This window comes from Croceibacterium aestuarii, assembly GCF_030657335.1.
GTDB classification, from domain to species: Bacteria; Pseudomonadota; Alphaproteobacteria; order Sphingomonadales; family Sphingomonadaceae; genus Croceibacterium_B; species Croceibacterium_B aestuarii.
The window spans coordinates 3020147-3034666 of the sequence record NZ_CP131039.1 but is presented as its reverse complement, the minus strand read 5'-3'; the positions used below and the strand labels follow the sequence as shown (position 1 = coordinate 3034666).

13 protein-coding genes are annotated in these 14520 nt (G+C 68.9%); 4 read left to right on the top strand and 9 right to left on the bottom strand.

Annotation, left to right across the window (positions count from 1 at the left end; all coding sequences use genetic code 11):
* Positions 1 to 42: 42 nt before the first annotated feature.
* The 6 genes from Q7I88_RS15055 to tsaD all read right to left on the bottom strand — a co-directional run bounded on the left by Q7I88_RS15055 (position 43) and on the right by tsaD (position 5543).
* On the bottom strand, positions 43 to 420 hold the full coding sequence (locus Q7I88_RS15055) for a response regulator (RefSeq protein WP_305096720.1): 378 nt from the start codon (positions 418 to 420) through the stop codon (positions 43 to 45).
* A gap of 109 nt (positions 421 to 529) precedes the next feature.
* Positions 530 to 1063, bottom strand: coding sequence for a helix-hairpin-helix domain-containing protein (locus tag Q7I88_RS15050; protein WP_305096719.1), 534 nt, complete (start codon positions 1061 to 1063; stop codon positions 530 to 532).
* A gap of 168 nt (positions 1064 to 1231) precedes the next feature.
* Positions 1232 to 1978, bottom strand: a complete 747-nt coding sequence (locus tag Q7I88_RS15045) for an OmpA family protein (RefSeq protein WP_305096718.1) — start codon at positions 1976 to 1978, stop codon at positions 1232 to 1234.
* A 9-nt stretch (positions 1979 to 1987) separates the two neighbouring features.
* A complete protein-coding gene (locus Q7I88_RS15040) occupies positions 1988 to 3523 on the bottom strand; it encodes a lipopolysaccharide biosynthesis protein (RefSeq protein WP_439648348.1) in 1536 nt (511 codons plus the stop codon).
* Positions 3520 to 4506 (bottom strand): NAD(P)H-dependent glycerol-3-phosphate dehydrogenase, encoded by a 987-nt coding sequence (locus Q7I88_RS15035; RefSeq protein ID WP_439648347.1) that lies wholly within the window; start codon positions 4504 to 4506, stop codon positions 3520 to 3522. Before Q7I88_RS15035 ends, Q7I88_RS15040 begins: the two co-directional genes overlap by 4 nt.
* Entirely contained in the window at positions 4503 to 5543 is a 1041-nt protein-coding gene (gene tsaD / locus Q7I88_RS15030) for a tRNA (adenosine(37)-N6)-threonylcarbamoyltransferase complex transferase subunit TsaD (protein WP_305096717.1), read from the bottom strand. Before tsaD ends, Q7I88_RS15035 begins: the two co-directional genes overlap by 4 nt.
* Before the next feature lie 46 nt (positions 5544 to 5589).
* Between tsaD and hemC the strand changes: the two genes are divergently transcribed.
* The 3 genes from hemC to Q7I88_RS15015 are packed head-to-tail and all read left to right on the top strand — an operon-like array spanning position 5590 to position 8174.
* Positions 5590 to 6516: a hydroxymethylbilane synthase gene (hemC, locus tag Q7I88_RS15025; RefSeq protein WP_305096716.1), complete on the top strand. Its 927-nt coding sequence runs from the start codon at positions 5590 to 5592 to the stop codon at positions 6514 to 6516.
* Positions 6513 to 7202, top strand: a complete 690-nt coding sequence (locus tag Q7I88_RS15020) for a uroporphyrinogen-III synthase (protein ID WP_439648346.1) — start codon at positions 6513 to 6515, stop codon at positions 7200 to 7202. The genes hemC and Q7I88_RS15020 overlap by 4 nt, the downstream gene beginning before the upstream one ends.
* A gap of 42 nt (positions 7203 to 7244) precedes the next feature.
* On the top strand, positions 7245 to 8174 hold the full coding sequence (locus Q7I88_RS15015; protein ID WP_305096714.1) for a hypothetical protein: 930 nt from the start codon (positions 7245 to 7247) through the stop codon (positions 8172 to 8174).
* On the opposite strand, the gene Q7I88_RS15010 is transcribed toward Q7I88_RS15015, so the two are convergent.
* On the bottom strand, positions 8171 to 9385 hold the full coding sequence (locus Q7I88_RS15010; protein WP_305096713.1) for an FAD-dependent monooxygenase: 1215 nt from the start codon (positions 9383 to 9385) through the stop codon (positions 8171 to 8173). The genes Q7I88_RS15015 and Q7I88_RS15010 overlap by 4 nt on opposite strands.
* Before the next feature lie 43 nt (positions 9386 to 9428).
* Between Q7I88_RS15010 and Q7I88_RS15005 the strand changes: the two genes are divergently transcribed.
* Complete coding sequence (locus Q7I88_RS15005) at positions 9429 to 11474, top strand: protein-disulfide reductase DsbD family protein (protein WP_305096712.1); 2046 nt, start codon at positions 9429 to 9431, stop codon at positions 11472 to 11474.
* On the opposite strand, the gene Q7I88_RS15000 is transcribed toward Q7I88_RS15005, so the two are convergent.
* Positions 11467 to 12063 (bottom strand): hypothetical protein, encoded by a 597-nt coding sequence (locus Q7I88_RS15000; RefSeq protein ID WP_305096711.1) that lies wholly within the window; start codon positions 12061 to 12063, stop codon positions 11467 to 11469. The two genes, Q7I88_RS15005 and Q7I88_RS15000, sit on opposite strands and share 8 nt — an antisense overlap.
* A gap of 253 nt (positions 12064 to 12316) precedes the next feature.
* A complete protein-coding gene (uvrB, locus tag Q7I88_RS14995) occupies positions 12317 to 14503 on the bottom strand; it encodes an excinuclease ABC subunit UvrB (protein ID WP_305096710.1) in 2187 nt (728 codons plus the stop codon).
* Positions 14504 to 14520 lie beyond the last annotated feature (17 nt).

Here is a 14520-nt window from a genome sequence, read left to right as displayed (position 1 = left end):
CGGTCTCAGGGAGCGATGCCAATCGCGCTCGGCCGGGGAAGTTCAGGCGGCCTGGCGGCCGGTCGCGACGGCGTCGATCACCGTAACCAGGTTGCCCGGCGGGCACGGTTTTGCGCAAGCCGTCGCAGAGGGATACCGCTTGGCGATCTCCTCGGGCGAGACGTGGCCGGAATGAAAGATGATCGGCACGCCCGCCTTGCTCAGCTTGTCGGCCAGAGGATAGACTTCTCCGTCGGCGGTGTTGACGTCGAGGATGGCGAACGCGGGGAGGGCCTTTTCGACCGCCGCGAGCGCGCGCTTGGTATGGGCGTAAGGGCCATCGACGTCGTAGCCGAGGTCGCGCACCGTCTCGCTCAAATCGAGTGCTACGATGAATTCGTCCTCTACAACCAGGACTGTCGGTGGTTCACAATTCTGCATTTGCCAATACTCTGTTGCCAGCGTTCTCCCCACGGGCGCTTGATCGAATATTCAATGACTTTGGGTCACGGCGGTTCCCGAAATAGAGCCGGTCAAGCTGGACCGTGGCTTAGAGTCGGCCGAACCGTTGCTCATATCCGGCGCTATCGCCCGCGGCGAGGTACCGGGCCTGCGTGCGCCAGTCGTCGCGCGCGATCCGACCCGCGAAGGTCCCCAGCGCGGCGTCGACGCGCTCCACATCGGCATCGTCCCACGCGGCAATCTGGGCAAACGTCGTGATGCCCATGCCGTGGAGCAATTTCTCCACTTTCGGCCCCACACCCTTGATTTTCTTGAGGTCGTCGGGCGCGGCGACGGGCGGCTCGGCGGGCTGGACCTGCTCCGCTTCGGCGGCGACGACGGTGCCTATTCCGGCCAGTCCCTCGGGAGTCGGCGGGGGAACTTCGGCCGCCGGGGACGCGGCAGGGGCCGCGTCGATCAGCGCCTGATTGCGCTTTGCTCCGGCGGCGAGCCGGTCATCGCCCGCAGGCTCGCGCTCGATCGTCGTCTTGCGGCTGGCGGAGAATATCCACCACGCCACGACCAGCCCGATCACCAGCGCGATGACGATGAAGAGTAGGTTTTCTTTGAGCAGTTCAGCCATTGTCGCCATGCCTTGTCGTTCGCGTTTCGCGGCCCCACAGCAGCCAGCCGAGACCCAGGCCGATCGCGTAGGCGAGCAGCATCAGGATCAGCAATTCGAGCCAGATCGGCACTATGGGTCCTCCAATCGTGCGCTGCTTTCTATGCGCTCGCCGGTGCGGCGCAAGACCTACCTCGGCCCGGGCGTGTCGACCGGGGTCGGCTTGATCGGCACCGTGGCGATGACCGAGAATTCGATCCGGCGATTGGCGGGATCGGTCGGCGCCAGCCCCTCTACCGGGTGGCGCGACCCCATCCCGCGCACGCGCAGGCCATCGGCGGGGATGCCGCGCGCGATCAACGCGTCGCGCACGGCTTCGGCGCGCTCGCGCGAGAGGGCGAGGTTACCCGGCTCGGGCCCGGACGAATCGGTGTGGCCGGTGATGGCAATGATGCTGCCCAGACAGGGGCGCAGCGCGGTGGCGACTTCGTCGACCAGCTCGCGGCTCGCCGCATCGATGCGGGCGGAGCTTTCCTCGAAGCGGATCGTGCGGGCATTGAGCAGCGCCTCGACGTCGTCCTGGCAATGCAGCTGGGTCGGCACGATGTCCGCGGATTCGGCCAGCGCGGTGCCGTCGGCCCAGCGGATGCCGCCGATGCCCGGTACGGCGGCGACCGCCTTGGCCACCCGGTCGCGGACAGCCTCGCTCAGACCCTCGCCGCCGCTCAGCAGCGGGTTGCGGCTGAGCGAGCCGTCGGGGGCGATGAAGCTCGCTTCCACCGGACGTCCGCCGGCCTGGGCGATCGCGGTTCTGGTTTCTGCTTCGAGCTGGGTCACCATCCGCGGACCGGTGATGCGGGCCGCGAGAAGGGCAAGACCCAGGACGGCGAGCGCGCCGATCAGAACGGCGATACGCGGGTGGCTGGTCGCGGGCATGGCGTCAACCTAGCCCGCCGGGGGCGCCGCCGTCGAGAGAACGTCTCCGATCTTCTTCTGCCGGCGGAACAGCACCCGGTCTTCGGGGCCGAAGCCGCGCCGCCAGATGACCCAGCCATAGACCCCGAGGATCGCCGGAATGCCGAAGATCAGCTCGGCCCATTCGGGCAGCAGAACCGCAGCCTGACCGATCACGATCGCCGCCGCGGCCGCCCAGACCAGCGCCCAGCGCCAGTTGTTGACCCTGTCCTGGAGAATCCGCGAAAGCATCACCGCCTTGATGATGGAGGACACGGCGAGCGCGAGCATGAGGGACAATGCCGCCCCCGCGGCGCGCCACAGATCCGAGAGGCCATAGGCATCGGCGGCCAGCATCGCGGCGACCGTGAGCGCCGCCTGCAGGCAGATCATCGCCACGCTGACGAGCAGGTTGCGGAACCGCGCGACGTAGATGAGCGCCGCTTCCGAGACCACTGCCGTCGCCGCGACGACTTCGGCGGCGAGCAGGAAGCCGAGCGCCCAGGTGCCGCCGACGAAGTTGGGGCCGACGAGGCCCATGATCGCCTCCCCCGGAATGCCCAGGGCCAGCGCGATTCCGGCCTGCGCGGCCGTGATCCAGAAGCCGACCTGGCAGACCTGGCGGGCGATGGCCGCATAATCCTTGTCCTTGAGCGCGCGGGTAATCACCGGCCCGAGGATGGGCTCGAAGCTGGTCTTGAGCTTCTGCGGCAGGCTCGCGACCTGTTGCGCGACGTAGTAGACGCCGACCGCTGCAGGTGCTGCGAACAGCCCGAGAATGAACAGGTCGATCCGCCGCGTCCCCCATTCGATCGCATCGGCCATCGCCAGCGGCAGCGCCCGCCAGGTCATCCGGGCAATGCGCCGCAGGTCCGGCGTCCAGCCTTGCGGCGCGCCGTAGCTGCGCACGAACGTCCACAGCGCGGTGAAGAGGCCGGCATAGATCGATGCGAGGTAGGCCAGCGAGAGCCCCGCTTCGCGCACCGGCTTGAACAGCCACAGCACCCCGGCGAGGATCGAGATGGTCCACGGTTCGACCACGGCGCGGGCCCGCACCGTGGTGGCGATGTCGTAGCGATAGGCCTGCGCCGCGAGGACGATTTCCGTCAGGGCATAAGCCGGGATGGCGATCACGATGAGCTTGTCGAGCGGAGTGTATTCGCCGCTCGGAAACAGCGGCGCAGGAACGTAGTAGAGCAGGACGCCGGCCAGCGAGGCGAGAATCACGGCGACGATCATGCTGTCGTAGACCAGCCCGGCCTGGGGCTCGTCGCTTTCCGACAGACGCTGGGCGAGGCCGCGCTTTTCGCCGATCGAGCAAACGAGCGCGACCAGCTCGGCCACCACCAGGGCCGAGGCGAAGCGGCCGAGCGCATCGGCGCCGTAGAGGCGGCCGGCGATGAACAGGAACGGCAGGCGGGCGGCGAGCCGCATGAGGAAGCCGACGAAATTCTGCTGCCCGCCCTTGGCCAGCGCAGCGATATCGCTGCCGCCGCCGGGAGGCCCCCCTGTCGCCGTCTCGTTCAAGCGTCGGCGCCTTCGGACCTGAGGGGGCGGGCGAGCAGCTGCGAGACCACGTCCTGCGCCGGGGCGCCGTCGAGCAGGCGCACGACCGCGGCGGTGATGGGCATCGCCACCTTATGGCGCCGGGCCAGCTCGATCAGGACGGGCGCGGTAAAGGCCCCTTCCGCCACGGTTCGCCGATCGGCCATCAGCGCCCCCGGCGACTGGCCTTCGCCGAGCGCCTTGCCGAGCGAGAAGTTGCGGCTCGCGGTCGACGAGCAGGTCAGCACGAGATCGCCGAGACCGCACAGGCCCGCCAGCGTGTCGCGCTCGGCGCCGAGCGCCTCGCCGAAACGCAGCATCTCGGCATAGCCGCGAGCGATCAGCGCGGCGCGGGCGTTCTGCCCGAGGCCGAGGCCGTCGACCACCCCGCAGGCGATCGCCAGCACGTTCTTGACCGCGCCGCCTATTTCCGCGCCGATTACGTCTTCGGAGTAGTACGGGCGGAAAGCCGGGCGGGCGACGACCGGGCTGAGCCGTTCCCACTGCTCGCGACCCCCGGCACAGGCGAGCGTCACCGCGGTCGGCAGTCCGGCGGCGACTTCGTGCGCGAAAGTGGGGCCCGAGAGAATGGCGATGGCGCTGCCGGGCGCGGCGTCTCGCGCGACGTCGTTCATCAGCCGTCCGCTGCCGGCTTCGATGCCCTTAGAACACAGCACCAGGTCGCGCGGATAAGCCGGCATTGCGGCGATGACCGCGCCGAGATGCTGCGCGGGCGTGACCACCAGCAGGACATCGCAGTCCGCCATGTCGGCCGGGTCCCCCGTCGCCGTGATCGCGGGGGAGAGGTCGGCGGAGGGGAGGAACAGCGAGTTGCTGTGGCGGGCGTTGATTTCCTCGACCAGTTCGGGCTCGCGCGCCCACAACAGCACCTCGCGGCCGTCGCTCGCCAGCATCTGCGCCAGCGCGGTGCCCCAGGCGCCCGCTCCGAGAACGCCGACTGTCACGCCTTCACCCCGGCGCCGCGCGCCGGCTCGGCGTCGGGGTCGAGCGGCCAGCGCGGGCGAGCCACGGTATCGAGCGGGTCGGCCACGAAACCTGCCTGTCCGAGCCGCTCGATCCCGGCCCAGGCGATCATCGCCGCATTGTCGGTGCACAGCGCCAGCGGCGGAGCGACGAAGCGCAGGCCGCGGCCTGCGGCCAGGACTTCGAGCGAAGCACGAACGCGCTGGTTGGCCGCCACGCCGCCGGCCACGACCAGCGCCGTCACCTCATCCATTTTCTCGAGTGCCCGCGTCAAGCGATCGGCAATGCACTCTATTGCCGCCTGCTGGAAGCTCGCAGCGATGTCGGCGTGGGAATATTGGCCGCTGTCATGGGCGCGCAGAACCGCGCTCTTGAGCCCGGCGAACGAGAAGTGCGGATCCTTGCTGCGCATGAGCGGGCGTGGCAGGGGCACGGCCTGCGGATCGCCGTGGCGGGCAAGAGCCTCGACGGCGGGCCCTCCGGGGTAGCCGAGGCCGAGGATCTTGGCGGTCTTGTCGAACGCCTCGCCCAGCGCATCGTCGATCGTGGTGGCGAGGCGCTGGTATTGCCCCACGCCGGAAACGCGCAGGATCTGGCAGTGCCCACCCGAAACAAGCAGCAGGGCGTAGGGAAAATCGAGCTCGGGGTCGGCGAGACGCGGGCTCAGCGCATGCCCTTCGAGGTGGTTGATCGCGATCAGCGGCTTGTCGCTGGCCATCGCCAGCGCCTTGGCTGTGACCAGGCCGACGATGACCCCGCCGATCAAACCCGGTCCGGCCGTGGCGGCAATCGCGTCGCAATCGGCCAACGTCAGCCGGGCATCGGCCAGCGTCCCCTCGATCAGCGGAGCGAGTCTCTCGGCATGGGCGCGGGCGGCGATCTCGGGAACGACCCCGCCATAGGGCGCGTGGGCTTCTTCCTGGCTGGCGATGCGCTGCGCAAGGATGCGCCGCTCCCCGTCGACCAGGGCGGCGGCGGTTTCGTCGCAACTGCTTTCGATGCCTAGCACCAGCGCCATGGCGGCTTCCCCTGCAACGGAATGGGCATTAGGGCAAGCAAACCCGATGGCCAGTTCCCCGCAAATCCGTCTCGGCACGCGAAGCTCTCCTCTTGCCATGGTGCAGGCGCAAGAGACGCGGGCGCGTCTCTGCGCAGCGCATGGCTGGGCCGAGTCCGAGGTCGAGCTCATCCCCGTCGTGGCGAGCGGCGACAAGGTGCAGGACCGCCCGCTGGCGGACATCGGCGGCAAGGCGCTGTGGACGCGCGAACTCGATGGCTGGCTCCTCGAAGACCGCATCGACGCCGCGGTGCACTCGATGAAGGACGTCGAGACGCTGCGTCCGGCCGAGCTCGTCATTGGCGCCGTCCTGCCGCGGGCCGACAAGCGCGATGTCCTGCTCGGCGCCGAGACGATCGCTGCCCTGCCGCAAGGCGCGACGATCGGCACCAGCGCCCCTCGCCGGGCCGCGCAGCTGCTCCACGCCCGCCCGGACTGCACGGTTGTTTCGCTGCGCGGCAACGTCGCCACTCGAATCGCGAAGCTACAGGCTGGGGAGGTCGATGCGACCTTCCTTGCCGCGGCCGGTCTCGACCGGCTTGGGCAAGCGGGCACCGGCCACCCGCTGGCCCTGGACGAATGGCTCCCCGCCCCGGCGCAGGCGGCCATCGGCATCGAATGCCGAACGGCAGACGCGCGGGTGCGCGGCCTGTTGGCGGCGATCGACCACGGTCCGAGCCGGATGGAGATCGAGGCCGAACGGGCGCTGCTCGCGGCGCTGGGCGGCTCGTGCCACAGCCCGGTGGCGGCGCTCTGCTCGGCCGAAACCGGCGCCCTGGCGATGACCGCCGTCCTGTTCAGCCCCGACGGCCGCGAGACCGTGCGCGGCGAGGTGCGCTTCGCGCCGGGCGGGAATGGACCGGAGCGACTGGCCGCGGACCTCCTTGCCCGGGCCGCGCCGGCGATACGGGCGGTGTTCGCGGATCGGACGTGACGCCGGTCGTCGCCATAAGGCCTGAGCCGGGGTGCAGCGCGACGGTTCAGGCGGCGCGTGCGATGGGGCTGCGCGCCCAGGCTCATCCGCTGTCGGAGATCGTGCCGCTGGGGTGGCATATGCCCGCCGGTGCGTTCGACGGGATCCTTGCCGGCAGCGCGAACGCCTTCCGCCAGGGGGGGCCGCTCTTGGGCGAGCTGACGGGCCAGCCGGTCTACGCCGTGGGCGCGAGCACGGCCGAAGCGGCGGGCAAAAGCGGCTTCCGAGTCGCAGTCACCGGAAAGGGAGGTCTGCAGACGGTTCTCGACGAATTGGCCGGGCAACGTCTGCGGCTTCTGCGCATCGCCGGCGAAGACCACGTGCCGCTCGACCCGCCCGCCGGCGTCACAATGGCCACCGTCATCGCCTACCGCGTCGCGGCGCTGCCCGTTTCCCCGGATCTGGCATTCTCGCTCGAACGGGGAGCGGTGGTCCTGCTGCATTCCGCCTCGGCCGCAGAGCATTTTGCTGCCGAAGTGGACCGCCTCGGCCTGGCCCGCTGCGCGATCCGTCTGGCCGCGCTGGGAGAGCGCATCGCCGCTGCCGCCGGGCCGGGCTGGGCGTCGGTTTCCGCGGCGGACGAGCCGAACGACCCGGCCTTGCTGGCCTTGGCGCGGGAGCTGTGCCATGAGCCGTTGCGGGGGTGAGACGGACGCCGCAAGGCGCCTTCGGGTTCGCGAAGGATAACGATGGACGAATCGTATCGTGACTTTTCCCGCCAGCGGGTCGCCGGATCGTTGAAACCGGTCCTGTGGATTGCCGGCGGCTCATTCGCACTGGGCGCCGCAGTGGTTGCGCTGCTCTGGTGGCAAGGCGTCGGCACCGGCGATCTTGTGCGGGTGGTGCGCGAGGAACCGGCGCCGCTGGCGTCGCCGCCAGCCACCGAGACGCCGACTCCGGCCGAGACATCGCAGACCCAGCAGGCGACCGCCAAGGATGCCGCCGATGCCGTCGCCAAGGTCGACCGCGTGGCGGAACAGCAAGGCGGGCTCGATTCGCGCGTTGCGGCGATGGAGCAACGCCTGTCCAAGCTCGATCTTCAGGCGCAGGCGGCGGCCGGCAACGCGGCGCGCGCCGAGGGTCTGCTGATCACGTTCGCCGCGCGCCGTGCGATCGAGCGCGGTGCGCCGCTCGGCTACCTCGGCGATCAGCTTCGGCTGCGCTTCGGCGATGCGCGGCCCAATGCCGTGGCCACGATCATCGCCGTCTCGCGCGATCCGGTCACGCTCGACCAGCTTATCGCCCGCCTCGACGGCCTCTCCTCCGAACTCACCAACGACGAGGTCAAGGGAGATCCGTTCTCGTGGATCGGCCGCGAGTTGAAGGGGCTGTTCGTGGTGCGGCACGAGGACACGCCGTCGCCGCAACCGCGCAAACGGCTCGAACGCGCCCGGATGTTCCTCGAGAGCGCGCGGCCCGAGGCCGCGGTGGCCGAAGTGCGCAACCTGCCCAATGCCGAATTGGCGGCGGGCTGGATCGAGGATGCCGAGCGCTACGGCAAGGCCCAGCGCGCGCTCGAACTGCTCGAGACGACCGCGATCCTCGATTCGCGCGGTCTGCGCGACGGGGCCGGCAATGCCGTCCAGCAGCTCAGCCCGGCCGGCGACAAGGCGGACTAGCCTTTCAGCAGCTCGGGCAGCGTGCCGCTCATGCCGCGGGCTTCGTCCATGAACCAGCGCTTGAGCAGCGGGGTGCGCTGGACCGCTCCCATCCCGAGACGACGAACCAGGCTGGGCAGCTTGCCGGGGACTCCGAACAGCCAGGTGAGACCGTCGGTCGCCAATGAGACGGTGAAGCTGTCGAGCCCGCGCCATTTCTCGTAGCGGGCCAGCAGCTGGGCATCGCCCGGCTCGAGCCCGAGCCGCATGCCCTCGGCCAGCACTTCGACCAGCGCGCCGACGTCGCGCAGGCCGAGATTGAGCCCCTGGCCGGCGATCGGGTGGATGCCGTGAGCCGCGTCACCGACCAGCGCGAGGCGGTGGTCGACGATCTTGGCGGTGTGCTGGAAGGAAAGCGGGTAGGACGAGCGGGGTCCTTCGACCGAGACCTCGCCCATGATGCCGTGCATGCGTTTGGCGACTTCGGCGGTGAAGGCGCGGTCGGAGAGGGCGAGAACCCCGGCGGCGTCCTTCTCGGCCACGGTCCAGACGAGAGCGCTGCGGTGCTCGCCGCCCGGTCCGTCGAGCAGCGGCAGCAGCGCGAACGGCCCGGCCGGGTAGAAGATTTCCCACGCCACGTTGTCGTGCGGCTTGGCGTGGACCAGCCCGGCGATGATCGCACGATGCCTGTAATCCCAGTGCGCCATGCTGATGCCGGCGTCCTTGCGGGTCGGCGACTGGCGGCCCTCGGCGGCGACCATCAGGCTCGCTTCGAGGACGCTGCCGTCCGCCAAGGTCGCCGAAACGCGGTGTTCGCCCCGGTCGCGGCCGACGACCTCTGCCTTGGCATGCCAGGCGATCAGCGGTTCGTCTTTCGCCGCCTCGAACAGCGCCAGGCGCAGCTCGCGGTTGGCGAACATCCGCCCGAGCGAGCCCTCGTGCGGTTCGGGCTGGAAGTCGATGTGCCCGGGTTTCATCCCGTCGGCCACGGCGATTTTCGCGATCGGGCAGCCGTGCGGTTCGAGCCGCTCGCGCAGGCCGATGTTGCCGAACAGGTTCCAGCTGGCGGTCGAGATGGCGCTGGCCCGGCCGTCGAAGCCTTGCGCTGTCAGCTCGGCCGGATCGGCACGGTCGACGACGTGGCTCGACAGTCCCTTCTTCGCCGCCGCGAGGGCCAGGGTCATCCCGACGAGACCGCCGCCGAGGATCAGGAGATCGCGCTTGTCGCTCATGCGGCAGAGCCGTAGAGCCTGCCGCACCATGCACGCAAGACGAATGCACCATCCGCGCCGGCTCGGTGCGGTTCTGGCCCTCCTCTGTACCCTTGTGGCTCTCCTCGGTGCCCCCCAGGCGCTGGCGCAGTCGAACCACATGAAGGCGGAGCTGCTCGCCGAGCAGCCGGCGAGGCCCGGCGAAACGATAACGCTGGCGTTGCACTTCACGCCCGAACGGGGCTGGCATGGTTATTGGCTCAACCCGGGCGACGCCGGATACGGGATGGACCTCAAGTGGGACCTGCCCGCCGGCTGGCAGGCCGGCACGCCCGAATACCCGGTGCCGCAGCAGCTCGTCATCGGCGGGCTCATGAACCACGTCTACGAGAGCGACTACGCGGTTCTCGTCCCGCTAACCATTCCGGCCGGCGCCGACGTTTCCGCCGCCCCGCCGCTCGGCCTCGCCGCCGACATGCTGGTCTGCACCGACCAGATCTGCGTGCCCGAGAAGAAGGAACTCTCGCTCGACCTCTCGCAGGTCAGCCAGCGCGATGTACGGTTCGATGCCTGGCGCGCGGCGATCCCCGCCGCGCTCGACCGGCAGGCGACATTCGAGCTCACGCCGGACAGCCTGCGCATCGCCATCCCGCTGCCCGCCTCGCTGGCGCTGGGCACACCGCATGTGTTCCTCGATCAAACTCAGCTCATCGACTACGCCGCGCCGCAATCCTTTTACCGCAACGGCGATACGCTGGTGGCCGAGATCCCGCGCAAGGGGATTGCCGAAGATCCTTCCGCCCTCGCGGGCATCCTCGACTTCGGTGAGGACGGGCAGGGCGTGCGCTTCGCCGCTGCGCCGGGCCCTGTGCCGACCGGCGGTACCGCGCTGGCAGGCGGCGATGCGAGCGGTCGGATCGGCTCCCTGTGGTGGCTGCTCGGCGCGGCGCTGCTCGGCGGGCTGATCCTCAACGTCATGCCCTGCGTCTTCCCGATCCTCAGCCTCAAGGCGATGAGCCTGGCCCGGGCCGGCGAGAGCGAGGCCGAGGCGCGGCGCGAAGGGCTGGCGTACACCGCCGGAGTGCTGGTCGCCACGCTGGCGCTGGGCGGGGCGCTGCTGACGCTGCGCGCGGCCGGCACGCAGGTCGGCTGGGCGTTCCAGCTGCAGGAGCCCGGCGTGGTCGTCGCGCTGCTGGTGCTGGCAACCGCGATTACCGCCAACCTCGCCGGGCTGTTTGAGCTGCCCTCACTGTCGTTCACGCAGAGCGGCGGCAGGTCGAGTGCCTTTGCCACCGGCCTGCTCGCTTCGTTCGTCGCCACCCCGTGCACCGGCCCGTTCATGGCCGCGGCGATGGGCGCGGCGCTGCTGCTGCCGTGGTGGCAGGGGCTGATATTGTTCGCCGCGCTCGGTCTTGGGCTGGCGCTGCCGTTTCTGCTGCTGGGTTTCGTGCCGCCGCTGAGGAAGATGCTGCCCAGGCCGGGCAAGTGGATGAATACCTTCAAGAAGGTCATGGCTGTGCCGATGGGCCTGACCGCGCTGGCGCTGCTGTGGCTGTGCTGGAGGCTGGGAGGCACGGTTTTCGCGCTGGGCGTAGCTGCGGTGGCGGCCATCGTGCTTGCCGGGCTTTGGCTGACAGGCAGGTCCCAGCACAGCGGGCACAAGGCCTGGGTTCCGGTCCTCTCCAGTTTCGTGCTCGCGGTGGGGCTGGGCTTCTTCCTCCTGCCACGGCTGTATTCGGAAACCGCGCTGGCCGACAGCGTCGACGAGGTCATTGCCGCGAAGCCGTTCAGCGAGGCCGCGCTGGCCGAGGCCCGCGCATCGGGCAAGCCGGTGTTCGTGTGGTTCACCGCCGACTGGTGCCTGACCTGCAAGGTCAACGAAGGCGTGTCGATCGAGCGCGAGGCGACCAAAGCTGCCTTTGACAAGGCAGGGGTCGTGCCGCTGGTCGGCGATTGGACCCGGCGCGATCCGGAAATCACCCGCTTCCTCACCGCCCACGGCGCGGCCGGCGTGCCGCTTTATCTTTGGTATCCCGCGGGCGGCGAGGCGCAGCAACTGCCGCAAGTCCTGACGCCCGACACGCTGGTCGCGCTCGCCTCGGCTAGTTAGCGGGGCCCCTCGCCGCATCGGCGGCTTCGTCCGCCGCCCCTTCCTTCTCGACCGCCTTCGCCACCGCGCCGCCCTTGCGGCACCAGTCGATGAATTCGCCGGGGATCGCGCTGCCGGCGATTTTCATGCTGCCCGCGCCGGGCAGCGTTGCTTCGAGTTCGCGCCGCCCGGTGAACACCTCGAGCGAGCCGTCCTCGGCCGGCACCGCGCCCTCCCAGCGCCATTCGCCGTCGGCCAGCGTGGCATCGACCTTGAAGCGCGAGACCATGCCGTTGCCGATGACCGGAAACAGCGCCTTCTCGCCTGGCCGGGTGGTCACATGGCGAACGATGTGGATGGTCGGCGGCGCGTCGCGGAGCTTGCACGACAGGGTGAGGAAGGGCTTCTCGCCCTCGTTGCCGAAATCGATCGACTGGCCGTTCTTCGCCACGGTCCATTTCGCGTTTTCGGTATCGGGCGAGGGCAGCGGCTGCTCGATCTCTCCGCGCGCATCGTCGAGCGAGATCCGCTGCGCGTCCACCGGCGCCTGCGGCCTGTCGCAGGCGGACAGGGCGAAGGGAAGGCAGGCGAGGACAAGCGCGCGACGCATCGCCGCCCATCTGGCTGCGGCGTCGGCCGATTGCAATCTACACCCGCCGAATTGCGTAAGATTTCACCGGCAGGAAGCAGTCGCGGGCTGATCGGTCCGATGGTGCTTTTGCAAGACCAGCGTCACCCTGAATTTGTTTCAGGGTCGGGCGATGCCGGTTCTGGACGCGCAATGGATGCTGAAACAAGTTCAGCATGACGGGGGGATATCCCGCCGGTGGCGATTGATTTCTTCTCGGTAGTGCCGACGAAGCCTATCGCCCCCACTTGCGCTGTGTCTTGCCATAGCGCGTCTTGCGCGTTCCCGGCTTGCCCTCGTTCGATCGCCCGACCTGCGGCGCCTTCTTCTCGCCGTCGGGGATGCCGAGTTCGTCGTTCTCGAGCCGCCTGATCTCGTCGCGCAGCCTGCCGGCTTCCTCGAACTCGAGGTCGGCGGCGGCGGCGCGCATGCGTTTTTCGAGGTCTTCGATGTACGAGCGCAGGTTGTGGCCGACGAGGTTGTTGCGCTCGTCGTCGCCGGTATCGACCAGCACCCCGTCGCGGCTGGCGGTGTGGGCGACGATGTCCTGGATGCCGCGGATGATCGTCGTCGGGGTGATGCCGTGCTCCTCGTTGTAGGCCTGCTGCTTCTCGCGCCGCCGCTCGGTTTCGGCCATCGCCCGCTCCATGCTGCCGGTGATCCGGTCGGCGTAGAGGATGACCTTGCTCTCGACGTTGCGGGCGGCGCGGCCGATGGTCTGGATGAGGCTGGTCTCGGAGCGCAGGAAGCCCTCCTTGTCGGCGTCGAGGATGCAGACGAGGCCGCATTCGGGAATGTCGAGCCCTTCGCGCAGCAGGTTGATGCCGACGAGCACGTCGTAGACCCCGAGCCGGAGGTCGCGGATCAGTTCGATGCGCTCGAGCGTCTCGACGTCCGAGTGCATGTAGCGGACCCGCAGTCCGGCCTCGTGCATGAACTCGGTGAGATCCTCGGCCATGCGCTTGGTCAGCGTGGTGACGAGCGTGCGATAGCCCTTCTGCGCGGTCTTGCGGCATTCCTCGATGCAGTCCTGCACCTGATCCTCGACCGGGCGCATTTCGACCGGCGGGTCGATCAGGCCGGTGGGGCGGATGACCTGTTCGGCAAACACGCCGCCGGTCTGCTCCAGCTCCCACGAACCCGGCGTGGCGGAAACGGCGAAGGTCTGCGGGCGCATCGCATCCCACTCGTTGAAGCGAAGCGGACGGTTGTCGATGCAGCTCGGCAGGCGGAAGCCGTATTCGGCCAGGGTGATCTTGCGGCGGTGGTCGCCCTTCGACATCGCGCCGATCTGGGGCACGGTCTGGTGGCTCTCGTCGACGAACAGCAGGGCGTTTTCGGGAAGGTATTCGAACAAGGTGGGCGGCGGCTCGCCGGGGAGGCGGCCGGTGAGGAAGCGTGAATAGTTTTCGATTCCCGCGCAGCTTCCGGTGGCGGCGATCATCTCGAGATCGAAGTTGGTGCGCTGTTCGAGCCGCTGGGCTTCGAGCAGCCGGCCCTCGGCATGCAATTCCTTGAGCCGTTCGGTCAGCTCGAACTGGATCGCCTCCATCGCCTGCTTCATCGTCGGGCCGGGGGTGACGTAGTGGCTGTTGGCATAGACGCGGACCTTGTCCAGGCTCGCGCCCTTGGTGCCGGTCAGCGGGTCGAACTCGCTGATCTCCTCGATCTCGTCGCCGAAGAAACTGACCCGCCAGGCCATGTCCTCGTAGTGGCTGGGGAAGATCTCCAGGCTGTCGCCGCGCACCCGGAAGCAGCCGCGCTGGAAGGCGGCGTCGTTGCGCTTGTACTGGAGGGCGACGAGCTTGCGGATGATCTCGCGCTGGTCGACCGTTTCACCCTTCTTGATGTCGAAGATCATCGCCGAATAAGTCTCGACCGAGCCGATGCCGTAGAGGCACGAGACCGAGGCGACGATGATCACGTCGTCGCGTTCGAGCAGCGCGCGGGTGGCCGAGTGGCGCATGCGGTCGATCGCCTCGTTCACCGAGCTTTCCTTCTCGATGTAGGTGTCCGACCGCGGCACGTAGGCCTCGGGCTGGTAGTAATCGTAGTAGCTGACGAAATACTCGACCGCGTTGTTCGGGAAGAAGCTCTTGAACTCTCCGTAGAGCTGCGCGGCGAGAATCTTGTTGGGGGCGAGGACGAGGGCCGGGCGCTGCAGCTGCTCGATCACCTTGGCCATGGTGAAAGTCTTGCCCGAGCCAGTCACGCCGAGCAGGACCTGAGTCTGCTCGCCATCCTGCGCCGAGGCAACTAGCTCCTTGATCGCGGCCGGCTGGTCTCCGCTCGGCTCGTAGTCCGAAACGATCTCGAAGCGCCGCCCCGGCATCGTCTTTTCCGGCCGCTCGGGCTTGTGCGGCGTGAACGTCCCCGACGTGTCGGGCTCTTCGAGCCCCCTTCGAATTACCAGTTCGGCCATGCCCGCCGATATGGTGC